The organism is Streptomyces antnestii (genome assembly GCF_004005495.1).
GTDB classification, from domain to species: domain Bacteria; phylum Actinomycetota; class Actinomycetes; order Streptomycetales; family Streptomycetaceae; genus Streptomyces; species Streptomyces antnestii.
Genome location: NZ_RZYA01000040.1, coordinates 1 through 23,545 on the forward strand (window position 1 = coordinate 1; position 23,545 = coordinate 23,545).

General features: G+C 72.6%; 17 protein-coding genes and 1 pseudogene. 9 read left to right on the forward strand and 9 right to left on the reverse strand.

Translation table 11 applies throughout. The features are described 5' to 3' along the window. The 6 genes from EOT10_RS40420 to EOT10_RS40445 form a co-directional block, all read left to right on the forward strand. On the forward strand, window positions 1–281 hold a 281-nt coding region (locus tag EOT10_RS40420; protein ID WP_223281523.1), incomplete at its 5' end, for a hypothetical protein. A gap of 32 nt (window positions 282–313) precedes the next feature. Then, window positions 314–1,171 carry an SGNH/GDSL hydrolase family protein gene (locus tag EOT10_RS40425; RefSeq protein ID WP_127833361.1) on the forward strand — a complete coding sequence of 286 codons (858 nt, stop codon included), beginning with the start codon at window positions 314–316 and terminating at the stop codon, window positions 1,169–1,171. Window positions 1,172–1,277: 106 nt separating this feature from the next. Then, window positions 1,278–1,982, forward strand: a complete 705-nt coding sequence (locus tag EOT10_RS40430; protein ID WP_223281524.1) for a GntR family transcriptional regulator — start codon at window positions 1,278–1,280, stop codon at window positions 1,980–1,982. Window positions 1,983–2,097: 115 nt separating this feature from the next. Beyond that, a complete protein-coding gene (locus EOT10_RS40435; protein ID WP_127833363.1) occupies window positions 2,098–3,624 on the forward strand; it encodes a hypothetical protein in 1,527 nt (508 codons plus the stop codon). A gap of 94 nt (window positions 3,625–3,718) precedes the next feature. Beyond that, window positions 3,719–4,615 carry a hypothetical protein gene (locus EOT10_RS40440; RefSeq protein WP_127833364.1) on the forward strand — a complete coding sequence of 299 codons (897 nt, stop codon included), beginning with the start codon at window positions 3,719–3,721 and terminating at the stop codon, window positions 4,613–4,615. Between the two features lie 77 nt (window positions 4,616–4,692). Then, entirely contained in the window at window positions 4,693–9,369 is a 4,677-nt protein-coding gene (locus tag EOT10_RS40445; RefSeq protein WP_127833365.1) for a hypothetical protein, read from the forward strand. 5 nt (window positions 9,370–9,374) lie between these two features. Here the strand turns inward: EOT10_RS40445 and EOT10_RS40450 are convergent, their stop codons facing one another. From EOT10_RS40450 to EOT10_RS40490, 9 genes are all read right to left on the reverse strand, one after another. Beyond that, window positions 9,375–10,937 (reverse strand): GMC family oxidoreductase, encoded by a 1,563-nt coding sequence (locus EOT10_RS40450; RefSeq protein WP_127833366.1) that lies wholly within the window; start codon window positions 10,935–10,937, stop codon window positions 9,375–9,377. Further along, window positions 10,934–12,526, reverse strand: a complete 1,593-nt coding sequence (locus EOT10_RS40455; protein WP_127833367.1) for an APC family permease — start codon at window positions 12,524–12,526, stop codon at window positions 10,934–10,936. The genes EOT10_RS40450 and EOT10_RS40455 overlap by 4 nt, the downstream gene beginning before the upstream one ends. After that, window positions 12,523–14,025, reverse strand: a complete 1,503-nt coding sequence (locus EOT10_RS40460; RefSeq protein ID WP_127833368.1) for an aldehyde dehydrogenase family protein — start codon at window positions 14,023–14,025, stop codon at window positions 12,523–12,525. Before EOT10_RS40460 ends, EOT10_RS40455 begins: the two co-directional genes overlap by 4 nt. Next, window positions 14,018–15,118 carry an aromatic ring-hydroxylating oxygenase subunit alpha gene (locus EOT10_RS40465; protein WP_431313376.1) on the reverse strand — a complete coding sequence of 367 codons (1,101 nt, stop codon included), beginning with the start codon at window positions 15,116–15,118 and terminating at the stop codon, window positions 14,018–14,020. Before EOT10_RS40465 ends, EOT10_RS40460 begins: the two co-directional genes overlap by 8 nt. Before the next feature lie 41 nt (window positions 15,119–15,159). Next, window positions 15,160–16,314 carry an N-methyl-L-tryptophan oxidase gene (gene solA / locus EOT10_RS40470; protein WP_127833369.1) on the reverse strand — a complete coding sequence of 385 codons (1,155 nt, stop codon included), beginning with the start codon at window positions 16,312–16,314 and terminating at the stop codon, window positions 15,160–15,162. A 20-nt stretch (window positions 16,315–16,334) separates the two neighbouring features. Then, window positions 16,335–18,800: a GcvT family protein gene (locus tag EOT10_RS40475; RefSeq protein WP_127833370.1), complete on the reverse strand. Its 2,466-nt coding sequence runs from the start codon at window positions 18,798–18,800 to the stop codon at window positions 16,335–16,337. A 32-nt stretch (window positions 18,801–18,832) separates the two neighbouring features. Continuing rightward, the gene (locus tag EOT10_RS40480; RefSeq protein ID WP_127833371.1) at window positions 18,833–19,453 is read right to left on the reverse strand and encodes an MBL fold metallo-hydrolase; all 621 of its coding nucleotides are present in this window, start codon (window positions 19,451–19,453) and stop codon (window positions 18,833–18,835) included. Beyond that, a complete protein-coding gene (locus tag EOT10_RS40485; protein ID WP_127833372.1) occupies window positions 19,450–20,535 on the reverse strand; it encodes an S-(hydroxymethyl)mycothiol dehydrogenase in 1,086 nt (361 codons plus the stop codon). Before EOT10_RS40485 ends, EOT10_RS40480 begins: the two co-directional genes overlap by 4 nt. Window positions 20,536–20,740: 205 nt before the next feature. Then, window positions 20,741–21,559 carry an IclR family transcriptional regulator gene (locus EOT10_RS40490; protein WP_127833373.1) on the reverse strand — a complete coding sequence of 273 codons (819 nt, stop codon included), beginning with the start codon at window positions 21,557–21,559 and terminating at the stop codon, window positions 20,741–20,743. Between the two features lie 175 nt (window positions 21,560–21,734). Here EOT10_RS40490 and EOT10_RS40495 point away from each other — a divergent pair, with 175 nt between their 5' ends. From EOT10_RS40495 to EOT10_RS40505, 3 genes and pseudogenes are all read left to right on the forward strand, one after another. After that, window positions 21,735–22,055: a bifunctional 3-phenylpropionate/cinnamic acid dioxygenase ferredoxin subunit gene (locus EOT10_RS40495; protein WP_127833374.1), complete on the forward strand. Its 321-nt coding sequence runs from the start codon at window positions 21,735–21,737 to the stop codon at window positions 22,053–22,055. Window positions 22,056–22,087: 32 nt separating this feature from the next. After that, a complete protein-coding gene (locus EOT10_RS40500) occupies window positions 22,088–23,323 on the forward strand; it encodes an NAD(P)/FAD-dependent oxidoreductase (protein WP_189492749.1) in 1,236 nt (411 codons plus the stop codon). A 74-nt stretch (window positions 23,324–23,397) separates the two neighbouring features. Further along, window positions 23,398–23,545 (forward strand): annotated as a pseudogene (locus EOT10_RS40505) (serine hydroxymethyltransferase); the annotation flags it as partial.

Here is a 23,545-nt window from a genome sequence, read left to right on the forward strand (position 1 = left end):
GCGATGCAGGGCTCGTGACGGCGCGCGATGCGGGGCGTGTGGCGGCGCACGGCGCGGGGCGTGTGGCGCCGGGCGATGCGGGACGGGTGCCGCCGACGGGCGATGCAGGGCTCGTGACGGCGCGCGACGCGGGGCGTGTGACGGCGCATGACGCGGGACGTGTGACCGCGGGCGATGCGGGGCGCGAGCCGGCGCACGATGCGGCCCGTATGACCGTGCACGACGTGGCGCGCGTGACCGCCGACGTGCCGCTCCGGGTGACCGGGCGGGATGCCGTATGAGCGGCGCTCCGGGGGGCCGGGCCGGATGCCGTATGAGTGGTGGTCTGCGGTTCGTCGCGCTCGGGGACTCCCTCACCGAAGGGGTCGGGGACCCGGTCGGCGACACCTGGCGCGGCTGGGCCGCACTCCTCGCCGCCGGGCTCGCGCCGGACGGCGTCCCCGTGGAGTTCCACAACCTCGCGGTGAGCGGCGCCCAGACGCACGACGTCCTCGACCGGCAGCTCCCCGCGGCGCTCGCCCTGCGCCCCGACGTCGCCTCCGTCGTGGTCGGCGTCAACGACACCCTGCGGCGCACGTTCGACATCCACGCCGTGGCCGCCCGCCTCGACCAGGTGTACGCGGCGGTCACGGAACAGGGCGCGGTCCTGCTCACCGCGTGCCTGCCCGACCCCGGCGCCATGCTGGGCCTGCCCGGCCTCCTCGGCCATCCGCTCGCGCGACGCCAGCAGGCCGTGAACTCGGTCGTCCACGCTCTCTCCGACCGCTACGGCGCCGTCCATCTGCACGCGGCCGAGGAGGCGTGGGTCGCCGACCGCGCGATGTGGAGCGCGGACCGGCTGCACCCCGGCGAGCGCGGACACCGGGTGCTCGCCGCCCGCTTCCACACCCTGCTCGCGGCCGAGGGGCGCGCGCACGGCACCCCGCCGTCGCCGCGGCCCGAGAGGCCCGCGCCCACGCGCTCGGCGAGCCTGTGGTGGCTCGCCACCGCGGGCACGGGCTGGGTCGCACGGCGGTGCACCGACCTGCTGCCCCAGCTCCTCGCCCTGGCGGCGGACGAGCTGCGCCACCAGGCCCGCGGCACCAGCGCCCGCCTCGACCGGCGGGCGTCGAGCGCCGTGGTGTCGGCGCTCGCGGCCCTGACGGCGGTGGAGCGGCCGGATGCGGCGTGAAGGAGGAAGGGACGGCCCGCTCACGTCGCTCACGTCGGGAAACCTTGTTGAACGATCCCCCAATACGCATGTTGTCTCGTTCTCGTATCTGCGCTTGAATTCGGACGTGGGTGAACTGAACGGACTGGCCGACGACCGCGCGCTCCTCGGGCGTACCAGCACCGCCGAGCGGGTCTCGGACATTCTCAGGAGCCGGATCGCGGAGGGGTTCTTCCCGCCGGGGACGCGGCTCTCGGAGGACAGCATCGGCGGCGCCCTCGGCGTCTCGCGCAACACGCTGCGCGAGGCCTTCCGGCTGCTCACCCACGAGCGGCTCCTGGTGCACCAGCTCAACCGCGGCGTCTTCGTCCGCGTGCTCACCGTCGAGGACGTCGAGGACATCTACCTCACCCGGCGCCTCGTCCAGTGCGCGGTGGTACGCGGCCTCGGCCGGCCCCCGTACGACCTGAACGGCGTCGCCGAAGCCGTCGCCGACGGCTACCGCGCCGCCGAGGCGCGCGAGTGGAAGGGCGTCTCCACCGCCAACATCCACTTCCACCGCGAGCTCGTCGCCCTCGCGGGCAGCGCGCGCACCGACGAGCTGATGCGCAGCGTCTTCGCCGAACTGCGCCTCGCGTTCCACGTCGTGGACGACCCGCGCCGCCTGCACGAGCCCTACCTCGTCCGCAACCGGCAGATCCTCGAGACCCTGGAGGCGGGCCGCCCCGACGAGGCCGAGCGGCTGCTCGCCGAGTACCTCGACGACTCCCGCGAGGGCCTCGTCGACGTGTACGGGCGCCGGGTCGCCGAGAGTGAACAGCCCGTCGTCTGACGGCTCGTGGCGCACTGCGTACCCGGCCTCCGGGGGGTGCGCGGGGCAAGCGGCGGGTGCGGTCGCTTCTGCGCCGTTTCGACCGTTGTCAGACCTAGGACCTAGTCTGTGCTCCGTGACTTCGCCTGCCACCACGGACTTCGTTCCGCCCCAGCTCAGCGCGGGGCCGCGGCCCGCACCGGGCCCGGCCGCCGACGAAGGGCTCGCGCGCCGCCTCCGCGCGCTCGCCTGCACGGCCCCGCTGCACGACCTCGACGTGCGCAAGGCCAATCTCGCGGGCGAGTACTCCGGATACGGCATGGCCGAGGTGGCCCTCTCCGCCATCGACCTCGTCACTCTGAACATGGACTTCGACACGGGCGCCGACCACGAGCAGATAGTGGCCAGGCTCATCCCGCGCGTCGGCGCGCAGGCCCCGCAGCGCCCTGCCGCCGAGCACGAGCGCGTGGCCCGCTGGGTCCTGGAGAACCTGATCAACGTCGGCAGCGTCGACCGCGGCTTCCGCGCCGTGTACGGCACGTTCGCACCCGACGGCACGTACGTCCGCAGGGACTACGACTTCAAGCTCATCGAGGAGGTCCCCGGCTACGGGGGCAGCGTCTACCTCCGCACCACGGACGAAGCGGTCAACGTCCTGGTGGGCGCCCTCGACACGGACGTCACCAGCGCCCAGATCGCCGCCGAGGTGAAGCTGGAGGTGCTGATCAGCCGCGGCCGCCTCGCCGACGCCCAGCTCGCCGCGGAGCAGGCCCGCTACCGGACCGTGCAGTACTCCGAGACCCTGCGCCGAGCCCTGGACGCGACCCGGCGCAACGTCCGCGCGGTGGACTGGCTGAACGCCGTCCCGGACATGATCGCCGAGGCACTCGACCACGTGGCCGACCGCTACCGCCACGAGAACGCGATCCTCACGAACATCCGCAAGGCCCGCGACGAGTCCGAGGACCCCGAGCACAAGCGGCGCGCCGCCGAGCTCGTCGACATCGTCAAGGACTGCATCCGCCGCCACACCCAGCTCCAGTCCCGCCTCCTCGAAGCCGGCCCGCTGTTCCGCGCCGAGCAGGACCGGCAGGCGTTCGCCACGCCCTCCGCGCGCGCGGGCCTCGACCTGTACGGGCAGCTCGTCGCGCCCCTGCTGCCGCTGCCGGCCGAGCAGGCGGTCCGCGTCACCGACGCGTTCTTCGCGCGCGGGACAGGCATGCGTACGCCCGTGTCCGTACGGGTCGGGGACCTGATCGACATCCTGCTGACGCCGCCCCAGGAGCGGGAGCACCTCGGGGTCGAGATGCCCGAGCCGGACCTGATCGCGACGCCCGACGACAGCCGGTTCAGCGAGGAGCAGCTCGCGAGCGCGATGGAGCTCCTCGACCTGCCCTCCGACGCGCCGCGCCGGCTGTCCGGACTGCTCGCGGAGGCCCGCCGCCGCGACCCCGAACTCCCGTATCTGGTCGCCCTGTTGTCCGTCCACGCGGCCAGCCCGCCGGTCGGCACGGCCTACCGCCAGGGCGAGGAGAAGCTGCTGTTCGCCGTGGACGACGGCACCGAGCTCGACGACCCCGAGTTCGGCGGCGCCGACCTCATCGTCGGCACGGCCCTGCTCGACGCCGCGGGCATGGCGGCCGACCGGACGGAGGCCGCGTAATGCCCCGCCCGCGCGCGCCGCGCACCCTTTTCGACGCAGACCCCAGAGCCGTAGCAGACCCCAGAGCCGTACGCCTCAGCAAGGAGCACCAGCCGTGACCACCGATCACCCCGCAGAGCACGCCGCGTGGGGCGAGGCGGAGCCCTCCGAGGCTCCGGCGGCCGGCGCGCCCGTGACCCCCGCCGACGCCGCCGACGCGGCCCGGCTCGTCGCCTTCGGCCTCCAGCCCAAGCTGCAGCCCGCCCGCGACCAGGAGTACGCCGAACTGCTGCGCCGCTACCGCGAGGACCCGCCGTTCGCGCGGCTCGCCGACGCCGTCGCCGCCGGGCTCGGCCTCGTCGTCCTGGAGGTGTCCCCGCGCGCGGGGATGGCCGTGACCGCCGCCGAGGACTCCGTGTTCGCCGTCCGCATGGGCGACTACGCGCGCCGCGCCTCCGCCGACGGCACCGACCGCTTCCTGCACGGCCTCGCCCATCTCGCCGTCGCCGCCATGGCGTTCCCGCGCCCCGAGGACCTCGCCGACGACGGCTACATCGGCCGCGTCACGGTCAACGGCGTGGACGCGTTCGTCCGCCAGGCCTGCCGCCGCCTGGAGGAGCGCGCCGAGGAACAGGGCGAGAACACCGACCCGGCCTCCGACGCCCCGGGACTCGAAGCCGCGTGGCGCATCTGGGCCCGGCGCAGCTCGACCGGCGCCACGAAGGACGCGCGCCGCCTCGCCGGATCCACCACCGGCATCGTGGGCAAGGCCGTCGCGTTCCTCACCGACTCCGGGTTCCTGCAGAGAACGGGCGACGACTCGGGCGGCACCTACCGCACCACGGCCCGCTACCAGCTCCAGGTGCGCGACCTGGCCGGCACAGCCGCCCTCGGCGAGCTGGCCGACCTCGGCATCGTGCCCGTCACGGACGGCTCCGCGAGCCTGCTGCCGCCCGTCGACGAGGACGACGGCGAGCTCGTGGCCGACGCGGGACTCCCGTTCCACTCCTGACCCGCGCCCCGCCGCACCCCCCACCCCTCCATCCCCCCACGTTTCACGACGACTTACTACGACGAGAGTCCGCCGCCATGTACGAGCTGTCCCGGATTCGCCTCTACTCCATCGGGCCCGCCGGTGCGCGCTACGCCGACACCGTCCTGGACCTGCGGGGCGTCGGCGAGCCCGTGCCCGACCCCGCCCCCATGCAGGCGGAGTTCTTCGAGGACGAGCCCGTCGGCCCGCCGCGCCGCCCCGCGCCCGCGGGCGTGCTCTTCCTGGAGAACGGCGGCGGCAAGTCCGTCCTGCTCAAGCTGATCTTCTCCGTGATGCTGCCGGGGCACCGGAACACGCTGGGCGGCGCCAGTTCCGGTGTGCTGCGCAAGTTCCTGCTCGCCGACGACTGCGGACACGTGGCCCTGGAGTGGCAGCACACCCTCACCGGCGAGTGCGTCGTCGTCGGCAAGGTCAGCGAGTGGCGGGGGCGGCAGGTCTCGAACGACCCGCGCAAGTTCGCCGAGGCCTGGTACTCGTTCCGCCCGGGGCCCGGGATGAGCCTGGACTCGCTGCCCGTCGCCGAGTCCACCGCCGTACGCGCGTCCGTCGAGGGCGCCTCGGGTGCCCAGGGCCGGCGGCGCACCATGAAGGGCTTCCGGGACGCCCTGACCGACGCGGGCAAGGCGTATCCGCATCTCGAAGTGCACTGGGAAGAGATCCACGACCGGTGGAACGAGCACCTGGGCGACCTCGGTCTCGACCCCGAACTCTTCCGCTACCAGCGGGAGATGAACGCGGACGAGGGTGAGGCCGCCGGCCTCTTCGCCGTCAAGAAGGACTCCGACTTCACCGACCTGCTTCTGCGCGCCGTCACCGACACCCGGGACACGGACGGGCTCGCCGACCTGGTCAGCGGCTTCGGCAACAAGCTGGGACGCCGGGCCGAGCTCATCGCCGAACGCGAGTTCACGGCCGGCTCCGTGGACCTCCTCGGCCGCATCGTGGACGCCGCGGACACCCGGGCACGCGCGCGTGACGTGCACGCCGGGGCGGAGCGCCGCACCCGCACCCTGGCCCGCCGCCTCGCGGCCCGCGCCGCCCTGGAGCGCGGCCGCGCCGCCGACCTCGCCCAGCAGGTCACCGCCGCAGCGCACACCGTCGGCGAGGCGGAGCAGGCCCGCGGCCGCAGCACCCTGATCGCCTCCGAACTGGCGTACCGGCACGCCTCGTTGGCGCTCGCCGGAGCCGAGAAGGCCGCCGCCGCACAGAAGCGCGAACTGGCCGACGCCCGCACCCTGCACGCCGCCTGGCAGGCCGCCGAGGCCGTCCTGCGCCACCGCGCCGCCGCCGACCGCTCCGCGCGCGTGGCCGTCGCCATCCGCGAGGCCGAGCGGGACGCCGCCCCGGCGCTCGCCGCCCGCGCCAAGGCCGCCGCCGACCTCGTACGCGCCCTGCACGGCGCCGCCGAGAGCGCCGAGCAGCACGCCAACGAGGGCGAGGAGCGTTCCGCCGCGCTCCAGGAGACCGGCGAGACGGCCCACCGCGACGCGACGGCCGCCGCCACCGAGGCGCAGCGCGCCCGCAGCGAGGCCGGACATCTGCGCCAGCGCCTTGCCGAGGTCGAGCAGGAGACCGCCGAGGCCGTACGGGCCGGCTGGCTCGACGACACGGCGCCCGACGCCGACCCCGCACGCGCGGCGCTCGCCGCGAGCGACGCGGAGAAGACCACCGTCGCGGCCTGGGACACGGCCCGCGAGGCCGCGCGCCGCGCGAGCGAGCACGCGCGCGAGGCCGCGGGCGCCGAGGCCCGCGCCGAACTCACCGCGGCCCGCGCCGCGGACGCCGCGACGGCCGCCGAGAACGCGTACGCGGCCGAGCACCGCGCCGCCGACGCCCTCGCGCGCGAGGAGCGCGTCGCGGAGCTGCTCGGGCTGTCCGCGCTGCCGAGCGGAGGTGTGCCCGCACCCCGGGGCGCCGAGACCGAAGCGGCCGCGACCGGCCCCGCCCGCATTACGACCGCCGTACGCACCGAAACTCCGCTCACCGCCGAGGAGTTGGACCGCGCCGCCGACGACCTCAAGGCGCTCCTCGACGACGGCGTCACCGCCGCCGAACGCCAGCTCTTCGACCTGCGCACGGCCGCCGCCGACGACGCCCGCATCCTGGGCGCGCTCGGTGACGGCGGGCTGCTGCCGCCGGGCCCCGACGTCCTCGCCACCGTCGAGTTCCTCGGCGAACACGGCATCCCCGCCCTGCCCGGCTGGCGCTATCTCGCCCAGGCCGTCGACCCCGCCGACCACGCGCGCGTGCTCGCCGCACGCCCCGAGCTCGTCGACGGCGTCGTCATCACCGACCCGGACACCCACGCCCGGGCCCGCGAGGCACTCGGCTCCGCCGCCCTGCTGCCCCGCTCCGCCGTCGCCGTGGGTACGGCTGCCGCCCTGCTCGCCCCCACGCCGCATGACGAGGGCGCCGACAGTGGCGTCTTCCTCGTGCCGCCGAACCCGGCCATGCACGACGAGCTCGCCGCCGACGAGGAGCGTCAGGCACTGCGCACGCGCGCGACGGAGCGCGACGAGGAGATCCGTGCCCTCGCCGGCCGCCTCGCCAAGGACCGCGAGCTCGCCGCCCGGATCGGCTCCTGGCGCACCGGCTGCCCGGCCGGCCGCCTCACGGAACTGGCCACGGCCGCCCAGGAGGCACGCGCCTTCGCCGACGAGGCCGAGGCCGAGCTCGCCGAAGCCCGCACGGTCCGCGCCGAGGCGGACGAGACCGCCACGGAAGCCACCAGCCTCCGCGACGAGCGGCAGGACGCCGCCCAGCGCGCGCGGCGCGTCGCCGACGCCCTCGCCGGGCTCGCGTTCCGGCTCCGGGAGCGGGCCGGCTGGCAGGCCAAGCTGCGCGAACTCGCCGACGAGGCCGTCGAGTCCGAGGCGCGCGCCCAGACCTGCCTGGAGCGCGCCCGCGCCGCAGACGAGGACCGCAGGGCCGCCCAGCGCGGGGCCGACGACGCCCGCCGCACCGCCCGCGCCCTGCGCGCCGAACGCGCCGAGATCGCCGGCGCCCCCGACGACGTACCGGAGCGGCCGGACCCGGAGGGTGCCGCGCCGAAGCCGTCGCTGCCCGCCCTGCGCGAGGCGTACCGCGCGGCCTCCCAGGTGTACGAGAAGGTCGGCGTCGGCGCCGACCTGCGCGCCGAGCAGGCCCGCGCGGAGAGCGACGAGAGCGCCGCGCTCGCCGAGCTCGACCGGCTCAGCAACAAGGTCCGCACCCGCGCCGCCCAGCTCCTGGAGTCCCCCGACGGCTCCGACGGACCCTCGCGACAGGCGGCCGCCGCCCGCGCCGACGAACTGGTCCAGCTCCTGGAAGCCCGCGTCTCCACCGCGAGCGAGCAGCTGGGACGCCTGCGCGGCGAGGCCGAGCGGCACGCACCCGAAGACGGCGACGACGCCCACACCGAGCTGCCCGACGACCTCGTCCCGACCGGCGCCGAACACGCCCAGACGCTCCTGCGCACCGCCACGGGTGAACTCGCGGCCCGCACCGAGGCGTTGACCGTGGCCCGCGCCGCCCACACCGAACTCCTCGACGCCCACCGCGCCGCCGAGGACGGCACCGGCGGCTTCGAGGAGACCGCCGCGCTCCTCAAGGACCTGCTGCGAGACCACCCCGACCGGCAGCACGAGACCGAGCAGGACGAGCCCGAGTCCTACCCCGGCACCCTGGAGGAGGCCCGGCACGCGGCGGCCGAGACCCGCCGCTCCCTGCGCGGCTGCGCCGCCGACCTGTCCGCCGCCGAGGCCGCCGTGCGCGACGCGAGCGACATCCTCGTCCGGCACGCGAACGCCACGCGCTACGAGCAGGTGCGCACCCCGGCGCGTCAGCAGATCCGGGAGCTGCCCGCCTCCGCGCTGCCGGAGCACGCGCGCAAGTGGGCGGACGCGTTCGCGCCCCGGCTGCGCGTCCTGACGGACGAGCTGGAGCAGCTGGAGCGCAACCGCGACTCGATCGTGGACCGGCTGCGCGGCCTCGTCGAGTCGGCGCTCGCCACGCTGCGTTCCGCCCAGCGCCTGTCCCGTCTGCCCGAAGGGCTCGGCGAGTGGTCGGGCCAGGAGTTCGTGCGGATCCGCTTCGAGGAGCCCGACCAGGCGACCCTCGTGGAGCGCCTCGGCGAGGTCGTCGACGAGGCGACCCGCGCCGCCGTCAAGAAGAACTCCGACCTGCGCCGCGACGGCATGTCCCTGCTCCTGCGCGGTGTCGCCGCCGCGCTCCAGCCCAAGGGCATCGCCGTCGAGATCCTCAAGCCGGACGCCGTGCTGCGCGCCGAGCGGGTCCCCGTCGGTCAGATGGGCGACGTGTTCTCCGGCGGCCAGCTGCTCACGGCGGCCATCGCCCTGTACTGCACGATGGCCGCCCTCCGCTCGAACGACCGGGGCCGCGACAAGCACCGCCACGCCGGCACGCTGTTCCTCGACAACCCGATCGGCCGCGCCAACGCCACGTACCTGCTTGAACTCCAGCGGGCCGTGTCCGACGCGCTCGGCGTCCAACTCCTCTACACCACCGGCCTGTTCGACACGACGGCGCTCGCGGAGTTCCCGCTGGTCATCCGGCTGCGCAACGACGCGGACCTCAGGGCGGGGCTGAAGTACATCAGCGTCGAGGAACACCTCCGGCCGGGCCTGCCGCAGCAGGACCCGGCCGAGGAGACCGTGCACGGGGAGATCACGGCGACGCGCATGTACAAGCGCCCCGCGAACCAGCCGGATTAAACCGATCAGGCGTCCGCCCGCAGCATGTCGGCGCACTTCTCGCCGATCATCATGGTCGTGATGCACGGATTGACCGTGACGAGGTCCGGCATCACCGAGCCGTCGCAGACGCGCAGGCCCTCGGTCCCCTTCACGCGCAGCCGCGCGTCGAGCGGGGCCGAGGTGTCGTCGTCGGCGCCCATCTTCACCGTGCAGGCCGGGTGGTAGACGGTGTTGTGGGTCTTGTGGATGTAGTCGAGGAGCTCGTCGTCGGTGCGGACGTCCGGTCCCGGGGCCAGCTCGGCGCCCGCCCAGCCGCTGAGCGCGGGCTGCTGGGCGATCCGCCGCGCCAGCTTCAGCCCGTACGTCATCACGCGCGCGTCGTGCTCGTGCGTGAAGTAGCGCGGGTCGACCAGCGGCTTGTCACGGTAGTCGCGGGTGCGCAGCCGGACCGTGCCGCGTGACTTCGCGCGCGTCACGTTGGGCGTGAGGCAGAAGGCGTTCTCCGACGTCGGATAGCCGTGGCGCGCGGTGTTCATGTCGAAGGGCACGGATCCGTAGTGGAACATCAGGTCGGGCCGGTCCAGGCCGGGCTCGGTGTCGTAGAAGATGCCGGCCTCCCACCACTGGCTGGACGTGGTGGTCATCGGCTGCTTCGCCTCCCACATGATCACGCCCTCGGGGTGGTCCTGGAGGTTCTCGCCGACGCCGGGGGAGTCGACCAGGACGTCCACGCCCACCTCGCGCAGGTGCGCGGCCGGGCCGATGCCCGACAGCATGAGGAGCTTCGGCGTGTCGATGGAGCCGCAGGAGACGACCACCTCACGGCGGGCCCGCACGGTCCGGGTGTGGATCATGTCCGGGTCGAGGTACTCGGTGCCCACGCAGCGCCTGCCCTCGAAGACGAGCCGCTTGGCCCGCACACCCGTGAGCACCGACAGGTTCGGCCGCTTGCCCATGACGGGGTGCAGATAGGCCACGGACGAGGACTGCCGGATGTTGTTCTCGTCGGAGTTGATCTGGAACCAGTGGGCGCCGCGGATCACCGTGGAGCCGGTGTTGAACGGCGTCGTCGGGATGCCCGCCTCGGCGCACGCCGCGAGCAGGGCGGTGCCGCACGGGTCGTCGCCCTTGATGCTGCGCAGCTTCACCGGGCCGCTGCGGCCGTGGTGGTCGCCGGGGGCGTCGTTGTTCTCCAGGCGCTTGTACAGCGGGAACACGTCCGACGCGCCCCAGCCCTTGCAGCCCCCCGCGGCCCAGCCGTCCAAGTCCTCGGCCGGCGCCCAGAACGCGATGCACGAGTTGTGGGACGAGCAGCCGCCGAGGACCTTGGCGCGGGCGTGCCGCATGAAGCTGTTGCCGCTGGCCTGCGGCTCGACGGGGTAGTCCCAGTCGTAGCCGGACTCCAACAGGCCCATCCAGCGGTCTAGTTGGAGGACGTTGTCGTCACCGACGTCGCTCGGACCCGCCTCCAGGACGCACACGGTGACGTTGGGGTCCTCGGACAGACGCGCCGCGACCACGTTTCCCGCGGTGCCGCCGCCGACGACGACGTAGTCGAAGACATCAGAGTTGACGGGCTGATTCATGAGGTGGGGACCTCCTCCAGGGCGACGGACTCATCGGACTCATCGGGCTTATCGGACGGGGCGGCCTCGGCCGCGTGTTCGGCGAGGACACCGGTGCGGTGCCGCTGGACGAACCAGTAGTAGGCGAAGCCGCCGCCCGCGATCACCCCGACGAACAGGACGGCGCCCCAGCGCAGGTACCAGTGGTACGGGGCGGTGGCGTTGTAGACGGCCGAGCGCGGCCAGATCAGATTGAGCGTCATCGCGCCGCCCCACAGCACGGCGAGGATGTTGACGGGCAGCCCCCAGCGGCCGAGGGAGAACTTCCCGTTGCCCGCCGGCTGCCACTTCCCGCGCAGCCGCGCCACCAGCATCGGCCCGGTGACCAGCAGATAGGCGACGTAGATCATGATGATGCCGATGCTGGTGACCACGGTGAAGATCTGCGGCTGGCGGATGTTGACGACCAGGATCGCGAGCGCCAGGACGCCGATGACGATGGCCGGGGCGACCGGCGTCTTGAAGCGGGGGCTGACCCGGCCGAGGACCGACGACGCCGGCAGGTTGTTGTCCCGGGACATCGCGAAGGCGAGCCGGATCGCGGCGGTGTGCACGGCGAGCGCGCAGACCGTGACGGCGATCAGGACGCACCACAGCATCGCCTTGCCGGCCGTCGGGCCGAGCACGTCGAGGACGACGTACTGGAGGCCGTCCGTCGACAGCTTCTTGCCGGTCAGGCTCGACACGCTCATCAGGGCGAGCAGCAGGATCAGACCGCCGAGGACGAACGAGGCGACGATCGCGCGGATGATGGCGCGCGGCGCTCCCCGCGTCGGGTCGAGCGACTCCTCGCCGAGCGAGGCCGCCGTGTCGAAGCCGTACATGACGTACGCGGAGGCCAGCGACGCGACGAGGAACGCGCCCAGGTAGCCGAAGGACTGGCCGTGGCCCGTGCCCGCCGTCTGCGTCACGACCTGCGGGCCGCGCACGATGTGGACGGCGAACAGCACGATCAGGGCGACAGTCGCGATCAGTTCGAGGAAGACGCCGGCCGTGTTGATCGTCGCCATCAGCTTCACGCCGAAGGCGTTGACGAGCGTCGTGAACAGGATCAGTACGGCGGCCAGGACGACGGCGTTCGTCGCGACGTCGTACTGACCGGTGCCGTCCCCGATGAACTGGAAGGCCGACGAGATCTGCGGCAGCGTCAGCTGGTAGGCGAGCGCCACCGCCGCGATCGACACGACCGAGGCGAGCAGCATCATCCAGCCGGCGAGCCAGCCGATGTGCGGGTTGCCCACCTTCTTCGCCCAGTTGTAGACGGAGCCCGCGACGGGATAGCGGGCCGCCAGCTCGGCGAAGCACAGGGCGACCATGAACTGGCCGCCGAACACCATCGGCCATGACCACCAGTACGCGGGCCCGCCGCTGGCGAAACCGAAGTAGAACAGCTGGAAGGTGCCGGTGAGGATGGAGATGTAGCTGATGCCCGCGGCGAAGGTGTGGAAGCTGCCGAGGGTGCGCTTGAGCTCGGGCTTGTAACCGAACTCGGCGAGTTCGGCGTCGTCCCCGCTCTGCTGCTCGCTGTGGCCCGTGGCCGGTTGCGTCATGACGCGCCTCCCTCTGAGGGACACTCCTGCGACGGGCCGAACCAGCCCTGCGGCACCGGCCGCGTGTTGCGCCAGATGTGCTTGGTCTCGCGGTACTCGGCGAGGCCCGAGGGGCCGAGTTCGCGCCCGAAGCCCGACTGCTTGTAGCCGCCCCACTCCGCCTGGGGGACGTACGGGTGGTAGTCGTTGATCCACACCGTGCCGAGCCGCAGGCCCGCCGCGACGCGCGCGGCCTTCGCCTCGTCGCTCGTCCAGACGGCGCCCGCGAGCCCGTAGACCGAGTCGTTCGCGAGGCGGACCGCCTCGTCCTCGTCGGTGAACCGCTCGACCGTCAGGACGGGACCGAAGGACTCGTCCTGCACGACGGACATGCCGCTCGCGCACGCGTCGAGGACGGTCGGCAGGTAGTAGAAGCCGTTCTCGTACGCCTCCCCGATCGGCCGGTCGCCGCCGCAGCGCAGCACCGCCCCCTCCTCGATGCCCCGCGCGACGTACGCCTCGACCTTGGCGCGGTGCTGCGCCGAGATCAGCGGCCCCGTCTGCGCGTCCTCGTCGAACGGGCCGCCGAGGCGGATGAGTTCGGCCCGCCGCACGACCTCGTCGACGAACCGGTCGTGCAGCGAGTCCTCCACGAGGAGGCGCGCGCCGGCCGAGCAGACCTGACCCGAGTGCAGGAAGATCGCGGTGAGCGCCATGTCGACGGCCGTCTCGAAGTCGGCGTCGGCGAACACGATGTTCGGGTTCTTGCCGCCGAGTTCGAGGGCCACCTTCTTGACGGTGCCCGCCGCGGCGGCCATCAGCATCCGCCCCGTCTGCAGGCCGCCCGTGAAGGACACCAGGTCGACGTCCGGGTGGTCGCCGAGCGGCGCGCCCGCCTCCGGGCCCGCGCCGAGGACCAGGTTGGCGACGCCCGGGGGCAGTCCCGCCTCGTCGAGCAGGCGCATCAGATGGATCGCCGTGTGCGGGGTGAGCTCGCTCGGCTTGAGGACGAAGGTGTTACCGGCCGCGAGCGCCGGGGCGACCTTCCACGCGGTCTGCAGCAGCGGGTAGTTCCACGGCGTGATCAGGGCGCACACCCCGACCGGCTCGTACACGACCCGGCTGTCCGTGTCCTCGGTGCCCGTCTCGACGACGCGCCCGGTGTCGGCCGTCGCGAGCCGCCCGAAGTAGCGGAAGCAGTTCGCGATGTCGTCGATGTCGTACGCGCTCTCGACCAGGCGCTTGCCGGTGTCCAGGGACTCGGCGCGGGCCAGCGCGTCCTTGTCGCGGACCAGGAGGTCGGCCACGCGCAGCAGCAGGTCGCCGTGCTCGGCCGCCGTCATCCGGGGCCAGGGCCCCTCGTCGAAGGCGCGGCGGGCCGCCGCGATCGCGTCGGCGGTGTCCTTGGCGCCGGCCTCGTCGACCACGGCGACGAGCGAGCCGTCGGCGGGGCACCGGATCTCACGGGTCCGCTCGTCCTTGGGGGTGGTCCACACGCCACCGATGAACAGGTCAGGCATGGGTACCGCCCAGCTGGCCGGTCAGCCATTCGTGGAAGATCCCGATGTGGTGCTCGGTCGGGACGAGGACGCCGCCGCGCCGGTAGGCCCGGGAGTCCATCGCCGGCTGGGTCCGTTCACAGGCCTCGAAGTCCTGGGCGTTGACCCGGTGGAACAGCTCCACGGACTTCGTCACGTCCGCCCCGGACTCGACGACCTCGGGCGCGTACAGCCAGTCGCACTCGACGATCGTGCGGTCCTCGGCCATCGGGAACATCCGGTGCAGGATGACGTGGTCGGGGACCAGGTTGATGAAGACCGTCGGCTTCACGGTGATCGCGTAGTAGCGGCGGTCCTGGTCGTCGGCTACCTCGGGCAGCTTGGCGAAGCCCTCGCTGCCGTCGACGGTGAAGCCCTTCACGCCGTCACCGAACTCGGCGCCGTGGCCCACGTAGTACTGGGCGGCGTAGCCGTCGGCGAACTCCGGCAGGACGTCGGTCAGTTCGGGGTGGATCGTCGCGCAGTGGTAGCACTCCATGAAGTTCTCGACGATCAGCTTCCAGTTGGCCTTCACGTCGTACGTGATCCGCTTGCCGAGCGCGAGGTTCTCGGTGCGGTAGCGCTCGATGGACGCAGTGTCGCCGAGCCGCTCGACGGCCGCGCCGACCACGGTCTCCTCGAAGGAGGGCGGCGTGTCGGCGAGGCTCACCCAGGCGTAGCCGAGCCACTCGCGCAGGGCCACCTTGACCAGGCCGTACTCGGTGCGGTCGACGTCCGGCATCTGCGTCAGGTTCGGCGCCGCGACGAGCTTGCCGTCGAGGTCGTAGGTCCACGCGTGGTACGGGCACTGGAGGTTGCGGCGGACCTCACCGGACTCCTCCGTGCACAGGCGGGCGCCGCGGTGGCGGCAGACGTTGAGGAAGGCCCGCAGCTCGCCGGTGCGGGAGCGGGTGATGAGGACGCTCTCACGGCCGACCTGCACGGTGCGGAAGGCGCCGGGCTTGTCGAGGTCGGCGGAGCGCACGGCGCAGAACCACATCGACTCGAAGATGCGTTCCTGCTCCTGCCGGAAGATCTCCGGATCGGTGTAGTAGTGGCCGGGCAGAGTGGCCATCAGGCTGGGGGAGACGGGGGTCGTCGTCACGTGCGTACTCCTCAGGCGGGCGCGGCGGCGAGGCGGCTGGGGTCGAAGAGCTCGATGGGGTGTTCGGTGGTGCCGGTGAGTGCGAGGTCGGCGACGATCTCGCCGACGACGGGCACGAACTTGAAGCCGTGGCCGGAGAACCCGCAGGCCACGGTGACGTTCTCGGGGTGTGCGGGGTGCCGGGCGATGACGAAGTGCTCGTCGGGGGTGTTGGAGTACATGCAGGTCGCGGCCTTGAGGAAGGTGCCGGGCAGGCTGGGGATCTGGCCCGCCAGGTGGTCCGCCATGGCTCTGACCTCGTCGTCGTGCACGGTCCGGTCGATGGTCTCCGGCGTGCACTCGACGCCCTTGCGGAAGAAGGCGACCTTCGCGCCCATGTCGGGTCCGTCGATGGACGGGAAGCCGTAGGTCTGGACGCCGGCCGCGTCCTCCCAGATGTACACCGGGTGGTTCTCGGCGCGGAACGGGGCGGTTCCACCCGTCGGCTGGAACCAGTACATGACCTGCCGCTCGATGCTGAACGGCACTCCGAGGTCGGTCAGCAGGTCCGGCGCCCAGGCGCCGGGGCAGATCACCAACTGACCGGCCGTATAAGTGTTTTCGGCCGTGTGCACGCGCACGCCGTCCTTGTACGGCTCCCAGCGCGTCATCGGCTCCTCGAAGTGCAGGTCGGCCTCCTGGCGGGTGGCGAGCTGCAGGTGGGCGGCGACGGTGTGCTCGGGGCGCACGAGCCCTGCCCGCTCCTCGTAGAGCGCCACCTCGTCGTCCTTCGGCGTGAGCGTCGGGAAGCGGCGGCGGATGTCGCGGGCGCCGAGCATCTCGTGCGGCAGGTCCCACTCCAGGGCCGACAGCAGGGAGCCCGAGACGGTGCGGGAGTCGGGACGGCCGAGCATCACGCCGCCGCACAGGGTGGTGACCGCGCGGCCGGTGGCCCGTTCGAGCTCCGCGTAGAGCTCGTACGAGCGCAGCAGCAGCGGGACGTACGCCGGGTCCTCGAAGTAGGACTGCCGGGTGATGCGCGAACCGCCGTGGCTGGAGCCGTGGTTGTGGACCGGGCCGAACTTCTCCAGGCCGAGCACACGGGCCCCGCGCGCGGAGAGGTGGTGGGCGGCGGCGCTGCCCATGCCGCCGAGGCCGATCACGATCACGTCGTAGGTGGGAGACATGGCCGGTAACCTCCGGGTGACTAGCGGCGGATGCGGGTCATCTTCGGGTCGAACAGCGGCTCCTCGGCGACGGTCGCGGCGACCTTCTCGCCGAAGTACTCGATGTGCACTCCGGTGCCGGTGGGCAGCACCGGCAGCCACGCGTAGGCGATGCAGCGGCCCAGCGTGTAGCCGTAACTCGCGCTGGTGACGTAGCCGGCGGGGGCGCCGTCGACGAGGACGGGCTCCTTGCCGAGGACGACGGCGGCCGGGTCGTCCAGGAGGAGCGGCGTCAGCCTGCGCGCCGGCTCGCCCTTGCCTTCGAGCGCCTCCTTGCCGAGGAAGTCACCGCGGTCCATGCGCACGGCGAAGCCGACGCCCGACTCGTACGGGTCGTGCTCCTCGTTCATGTCGTGGCCCCAGGAGCGGTAACCCTTCTCCAGGCGCAGGCTGTTGAACGCCGAGCGCCCGGCGGCGATGACACCGTGCTCCTGTCCCGCCTCCCACAGCGTGTCCCAGAGGCGCAGACCCATGTCGGCCGTGGTGTACAGCTCCCAGCCCAGCTCACCGACGTAACTCAGGCGCATCGCGGTGATGGGGACGTGGCCGAGGTAGGTCTGCTTGGCGCGGAAGTAGCCGAAGCCCTCGTGGCTGAAGTCGTCGCGGGTCAGCGGCTGGACGAGGTCGCGGGCGAGCGGCCCCCAGACGCCGATACAGCAGGTGCCGGAGGTGATGTCCCGGATCTGTACGTCGGCCGGGGCGTGCCGGGTCAGCCAGTCGAGGTCGGCGGGGGAGTTGGCGCCGATCTGGAAGTGGTCCGGCGCGAGCCGGGCGACGGTCAGGTCGGAGCGGATGCCCCCATGCTCGTTGAGGAGCAGCGTGTAGGTGACGGCGCCCGGCTTCTTGGCGAGGTTGTTCGACGTCATGCGCTGGAGGAAGTCGAGGGCGCCGGGGCCCGTGACCTCCAGGCGGCGCAGCGGCGTCATGTCGTACAGCGCGACCTTCTCGCGGGTGGCCTTCGCCTCGGCCGCCGCGATGGGCGACCAGTAGCGGGCCGACCAGGCGTCGCGCCCGGGCAGGTCGCCGGTGGGCAGACCCGCGTTCGCCTCGTACCAGTGCGGACGCTCCCAGCCGCCGCCCTCCAGGAAGTACGCGCCGAGCTCCTGCTGGCGGGCGTAGAAGGGGCTGACGCGCAGCGGGCGCGGCTGGTCCGCCGGCTGGAGCGGGTGCAGGACGTCGTAGACCTCGGCGAACTGCTGCGCGCCGCGGTCGTGGACGTACGCGGGGGAGCGCTGGGCGTCCTCGAAGCGGGTGAGGTCGCACTCGTGGACGTCGATGGAGGGCTGTCCGTCGACCATCCACTCGGCGACCGCCTTCGCGACGCCCGCGGAGTGCGTGACCCAGACCGCCTCGGCCAGCCAGAAGCCGCGCACCGCCCGGGACTCGCCGAGCACGGGCATGCCGTCCGGGGTGAAGGAGAAGACGCCGTTGAAGCCCTCCTCGATCTCCGTGTCGCGCAGGGCCGGGATCAGCCAGCGGCAGTCCTCCCAGCTGGGCGCCCAGTCCTCCTCGGTGAAGGGGAGCGAGGACGGCATGTCCAGCTCGTTCGCGCGGGCCGCGTCGTAGTCGAGGACCGCGAACGGGTCGACGGGCAGCGGCTTGTGGGCGTAACTGCCGATGCCGATGCGGTCGGTGTGCTCACGGAAGTACAGATCGCGGTCCTGGAAGCGGAGGATCGGCTTCGAGGCTTCCGTGCGGGGGTCGTTGACCCCGGCGAGCTCCGCCATGGGCTTGGTCTTGGCGTACTGGTGCGCGAGGGGCAGGAGCGGGACGTCGACCCCGGCCATGCGGCCGATGACCGGGCCCCAGAAGCCGGCCGCGGACACGACGTGGTCGGCGGGGAAGGTGCCGCGGTCGGTGACCACGGCGGTGACCTTGCCGTCCTCCTGTTCGATGCCGGTGACCGTGTGGCGGTCGAGGAACGTGGCACCGCGCTCGCGGGCCCGCTCCATCTGGGCGCGGGAGGCGAGCAGGGCGCGGGCGAGTCCGTCGTCGGGGGTGTGGAAGCCGCCGAGGACCGCCGACTCGTCGACGAGAGGCCACAGTTCCTTGCAGCGCTCGGCGGAGACCAGCTCTCCCCGTACGCCCCAGGACGCGGCGTAGCCGGCCTTGCGGTGCAGGTCGGCCCAGCGCTCGGGGGTGGTCGCCAGCTCCAGGCCGCCCACCGGGTTGAAGCAGGAAACTCCGTCCACCTCGAGGGAGTTGAACTTCTCCACGGTGTACTGCGCGAACTCCGTCAGCGTCTTGGACGGGCCCGTCTGGAAGACCAGTCCTGGCGCGTGCGACGTGGAGCCGCCGGGGGCCGGCAGCGGGCCCTGTTCGAGGACGGTGACGTCGGTCCAGCCGCGCGCGGTGAGCTCGTCGGCGAGGGAGCAGCCGACGATTCCGGCGCCGATGACGACGACGCGAGGGCTGGAGGTTCCGGGCTTTACGGGCGTGCTGGACATGCCCCTCCTCATGGTGGTGGGGATGGAATGGCCTATGCGGCAGGTATGTTGGCGCGCTCGGCGGCGATCGTCGTGTCCTGGCCGTGGCCGGTGTGGACGACGGTGCCGCCCGGCAGGGTGAGGAGCCGGGCGCGGATGGACGCCGCGATCGTCGGGGCGTCGGAGTACGAGCGGCCGGTCGCTCCCGGGCCGCCGTGGAAGAGGGTGTCGCCGGTGAGGACGGCGCCGAGGGACGGCACGTAGAGGCTGCAACTGCCCCAGGAGTGCCCGGGGGTGTGCAGGACCTGCACGTCGACGCCGGCGACGGTCAGGAGCATCCCGTCGGTGAGCTCCGCGTCCGGCTTGCGGTCGGGGTGCACCGCCTCCCACAGGTCGCGCTCGGCGGGGTGCAGGAGGACGGGCGCTCCGGTGGCCTCGGAGAGTTCGGCCGCGGCGCCGATGTGGTCGTCGTGGCCGTGGGTGCAGACGATCGCGGTCACGCGGCGACCGGCGACGGCCGCGGTGATCGCGGCGGCGTCGTGCGCCGCGTCGACGACCAGGACCTCGTCGTCGTCGCCGATCAGCCAGACGTTGTTGTCGACGTCGAAGGTCTCGCCGTCGAGGCTGAACGTGCCGGAGGTGACGACGCGTTCGGCGCGGACCGCGGTGCTCACAGGACCACCACCGAGCGCAGCACCTCGCCGCTGTGCATCTTCGCGAACGCCTCCTCCACCTGGTCGAGGGAGATCGTCTCGGTGACGAACCCGTTCAGGTCGAGCAGGCCGTAGAGGTACTGGTCGATGAGGACCGGGAAGTCGCGGCTCGGCAGGCAGTCCCCGTACCAGGACGACTTGAGGGAGCCGCCGCGCGAGAAGAGGTCGATGAGCGGGATCTCCAGCTGCATCGCGGGGTCGGGCACACCGACCTGCACCAGGACACCCGCGTGGTCACGCATGTAGAACGCCTGCTTGTACGTCTCCGGGCGGCCGACCGCGTCGATGGCGATGTCGACGCCGAAGCCGTCGGTGAGGGCGCGCACGGCCTCGACCGGGTCCGTGCCACGGGAGTTGACGGTGTGCGTGGCGCCGAACTTCTCCGCCTGGTCGAGCTTCTTGTCGTCGATGTCGACGGCGATGACGCGGCGCGCGCCGTTGAGACAGGCGCCCGCGATGGCCGCGTTGCCGACGCCGCCGCAGCCGATGACGGCGACCGTGTCGCCGCGCTGGACGTTGCCGGTGTTCACGGCCGCGCCGTAGCCGGCCATCACGCCGCAGCCGATCAGGCCCGCGGCCTCGGGGCGGGCCGCCGGGTCGACCTTGACCGCCTGACCGGCCGCGACCAGGGTCTTCTCGGCGAACGCGCCGATGCCGAGGGCCGGGCTCAGGGGGGTTCCGTCGAGGAGGGTCATCGGCTGCGTCGCGTTGCGGGAGTCGAAGCAGTACCAGGGGCGGCCGCGGCGGCAGGAGCGGCAGTTGCCGCAGGGGGCGCGCCAGGCGAGCACCACGTAGTCGCCGGGGGTGAGGTCGGTGACGCCTTCGCCGACCTCCTCGACCGTGCCGGCCGCCTCGTGGCCGAGCAGGAACGGGAAGTCGTCGTTGATGGCGCCCTCCCGGTAGTGCAGATCCGTGTGGCAGACCCCGCAGGCCTGCACCTTGACCAGGACCTCTCCCGGTCCGGGGTCGGGAACGACGATGGTCTGCACCTCGACGGGTGCACCCTTCTTCACAGCGACGACGGCGCGGACCTCATGTGGCACGACCAAACTCCCTCTGCTGTTGCGCATTGCACGATGGGTTGCGCGATGAGAGACATCTTGGGAACGACGACAAGGCGCCGTCAAGGGGTGGGAGTTAATGCTTGGCAAAGGGTGGCCCCGCCGCGAAACCTCGTCGACACACACAGAACGCGGGGCCAGGTTTCCCTGACCCCGCGTTCAGTAAGCGTGCTGCGCGTCTTTCCGGCTAGAACCCGTATCCCATCCGCCGCGACAGCTCGGTCGAGGCGGCCACCGTCCGTTTGGCCAGCTCAGGGATGTGCTCCTCGGTCAGCCGGTACACCGGCCCCGACGTGCTGATCGCGCCGATGACCTTTCCGTCGTGGGCGAACACGGGTGCCGCGACCGCGGCCAGGCCGATCTCCAGCTCCTCGACGGCCACGGCGAACCCCTGCTCCATCACCGCCTCCAGTTCGGCCCGCAGCGCCACCGCCCCGGTCGCCGTGTGCGGCGTGAAACGGGCCAGCGGGCGGGCCAGCAGGCCCTCGCGCAGCGTCGGCGGGAGATGTGCGAGCAGCACCTTGCCGCTGGACGTGGCGTGCAGGGGCGTGCGTCTGCCCAGCCAGTTCTGCGCGGTCACGGAGGCGGAGCCGCGCGCCTGCATGATGTTCACGGCGACATCGTCGTCGAGGATCGCGATGTTGACCGTCTCGCCCAGTTCGTCGGCCAGTTCGCGGCAGACGGGGACGCCCTCCTGGGAGATGTCCAGGCGTACTGCGGCCGCCCCCGCGAGGCGCAGTACACCCGCCCCCAGGTAGTACTTTCCCCGGTCCTTCGCCTGTCCCACCAGGCCCCTGTTCTCCAGCACGCCGAGCAGCCGGAACGCGGTGGACTTGTGCACGTCCAGCTCTTCGGCGATCTCGGTGACGCCCGCCTCGCCGTGCCGGGCGAGGATCTCGAGCACGCTCACCGCACGGTCCACGGACTGGACGGCGCCGGCCGCACCCTTGGGTTGTTTCTCCGGTGCTGTCGTGCCTGGTTCAGCCTGCAATTGCTTGCGGGTCATCACTCAACTCTCACCACCTGGCGACCCTTTGTCGGGTCGCGTCTTCGAGAAGCCCTTGACGCGGCGGGCATCTCGACCGGATTCTGTTGCGCATAGCGCTTCCTCGTGCGCCATACGAAACGCCATGTTACCGAACAGTCCTCAGTCAGACAGTCCTGGACCATGAGGGGGGCCCGTGATTCCCGTCTGCCGCCTTGAAGACCTCCCCACCGGCGGATCCGTCCGCATCGACACAGCACCGCCCATCGCCGTCTTCAACGCTGACGGTGAGCTGTACGCCATCGACGACACCTGCACCCACCAGGACGCCTCCCTGTCGGAGGGCTGGCTGGAGGGCTGTCTGGTCGAATGCCCGCTTCACGAGGCTTCATTCGATCTCCGCACAGGTCAGCCGACCTGCCTGCCCGCCCGCCGCCCCGTACGCACCCACCGGGTGACCGTCGAGGACGGCGTGGTCCATGTCCATCCGGCCGCCGAGGAAGGTACCGCCGCATGAGCACTGTCAACGAAGCGAGGACGGAGAGCGCGATGAGGACCGTGACCGTGGTGGGCGCATCGCTCGCCGGCCTGTACGCCGCCCGCGAGCTGCGCGCCCAGGGCTTCGACGGCCGTCTCGTCATCGTCGGCGAGGAGACTCACCGCCCGTACGACCGCCCGCCGCTGTCCAAGGACTTCCTCACCGGGAAGGCCGACGAGGACCAGCTCGCCCTCTCCGACGTCGACGAGACGCTGGAACTGGGCGCTGAGTGGATGTTCGGCGTACGGGCCCGCGGGCTCGACGCACGCGGCCGCACCGTCCTCCTGGAGGACGGGCGCACAGTGTCCACGGACGGGGTCGTCATCGCCACCGGCGCGAGCGCCCGGCGGCTGCCGGGCCCCGCCCTCATGGGCGTGCACACCCTCAGGACCCTGGACGACGCCCGCTCCCTGCGCGCCGAACTGCTCAGCGGACCGCGGCGCGTGGTCGTGATCGGCGGCGGGTTCATCGGCGCCGAGACCGCCTCGTCGTGCGCCGGGCTCGGGCACTCCGTGACCGTCGTGGAGGCCGCGCCGCTGCCGCTCCTGCCGCAGCTGGGCCCCGAGATGGCCGCGGTGTGCGCGGGGCTGCACCACCGCGGCGGGGTGGAACTGGTGACGGGCGTGGGCGTCGCGGCACTGCGCGGCGACGTCGCGGTCAACGGGGTGGAGCTCGTCGACGGGCGGGTACTGCCCGCCGATGTGGTCGTCGTCGGTATCGGGGCCGTCCCCAACACGGGCTGGCTCGCCGGTTCGACACTCGCGCTGCACGACGGGGTCCTCTGCGACGACGGCTGTGTCACGGCGCTGCCCCAGGTCGTGGCCGTGGGCGACGTGGCCCGTGTGGGCGGGGCGCGCGCCGAGCACTGGACGAGCGCCACCGCCCAGCCGCGCGTCGCCGTACGCAACCTGCTGGCGGGCCGCACCGTCGAGACCGTGCGGCCGCTGCCGTACTTCTGGTCGGACCAGTACGGCTCGCGCATCCAGTTCGCCGGGCGCAGGAGGGACGGGGACCTGGTCCGCGTCGTCGAGGGTGCCGTGGAGGACGGGAGCTTCCTCGCGCTCTACGAGCGGGACGGGGTGACCACGGCGGCTCTCGCGATCGACCGGCCGCGGCCGTTCACCCGGGTACGCCGGGAGCTGACGCGCGGTGACGCGCGGCCGGCCGTGCCGGTGGCCGCCGAGCCGGTCGTGGCCGGGGTCGCCGAGCCCGTCGCGCAGGGCTTCGCCGAGCCGATGGCCCTGTGACCGTGTCTGTCGCCTGCACCGACCCGGTCAACCCGGTCCCGTCCTCATCGCCCGCAGTTCTTCAAGGAGTTCACGTGTCGCTCATGAACACCCCGCTGCGCGAGCTCGACCCGGACGTGGCGGCGGCGCTCGACGCCGAGCTGCACCGCCAGCAGTCCACCCTCGAGATGATCGCGTCGGAGAACTTCGCCCCGGTCGCCGTCATGGAGGCCCAGGGCTCCG

Bases quoted from the DNA above. Each gene is read 5' to 3' on its own strand.
- EOT10_RS40500 (WP_189492749.1), top strand. From the start codon at position 22,088: ATGAGGACCGTGACCGTGGTGGGCGCATCGCTCGCCGGCCTGTACGCC.
- EOT10_RS40475 (WP_127833370.1), bottom strand. From the start codon at position 18,800: ATGTCCAGCACGCCCGTAAAGCCCGGAACCTCCAGCCCTCGCGTCGTC.
- solA (WP_127833369.1), bottom strand. From the start codon at position 16,314: ATGTCTCCCACCTACGACGTGATCGTGATCGGCCTCGGCGGCATGGGC.
- EOT10_RS40490 (WP_127833373.1), bottom strand. From the start codon at position 21,559: ATGACCCGCAAGCAATTGCAGGCTGAACCAGGCACGACAGCACCGGAG.
- EOT10_RS40465 (WP_431313376.1), bottom strand. From the start codon at position 15,118: ATGGCCACTCTGCCCGGCCACTACTACACCGATCCGGAGATCTTCCGG.
- EOT10_RS40460 (WP_127833368.1), bottom strand. From the start codon at position 14,025: ATGCCTGACCTGTTCATCGGTGGCGTGTGGACCACCCCCAAGGACGAG.
- EOT10_RS40450 (WP_127833366.1), bottom strand. From the start codon at position 10,937: ATGAATCAGCCCGTCAACTCTGATGTCTTCGACTACGTCGTCGTCGGC.
- EOT10_RS40445 (WP_127833365.1), top strand. From the start codon at position 4,693: ATGTACGAGCTGTCCCGGATTCGCCTCTACTCCATCGGGCCCGCCGGT.
- EOT10_RS40455 (WP_127833367.1), bottom strand. From the start codon at position 12,526: ATGACGCAACCGGCCACGGGCCACAGCGAGCAGCAGAGCGGGGACGAC.
- EOT10_RS40425 (WP_127833361.1), top strand. From the start codon at position 314: ATGAGTGGTGGTCTGCGGTTCGTCGCGCTCGGGGACTCCCTCACCGAA.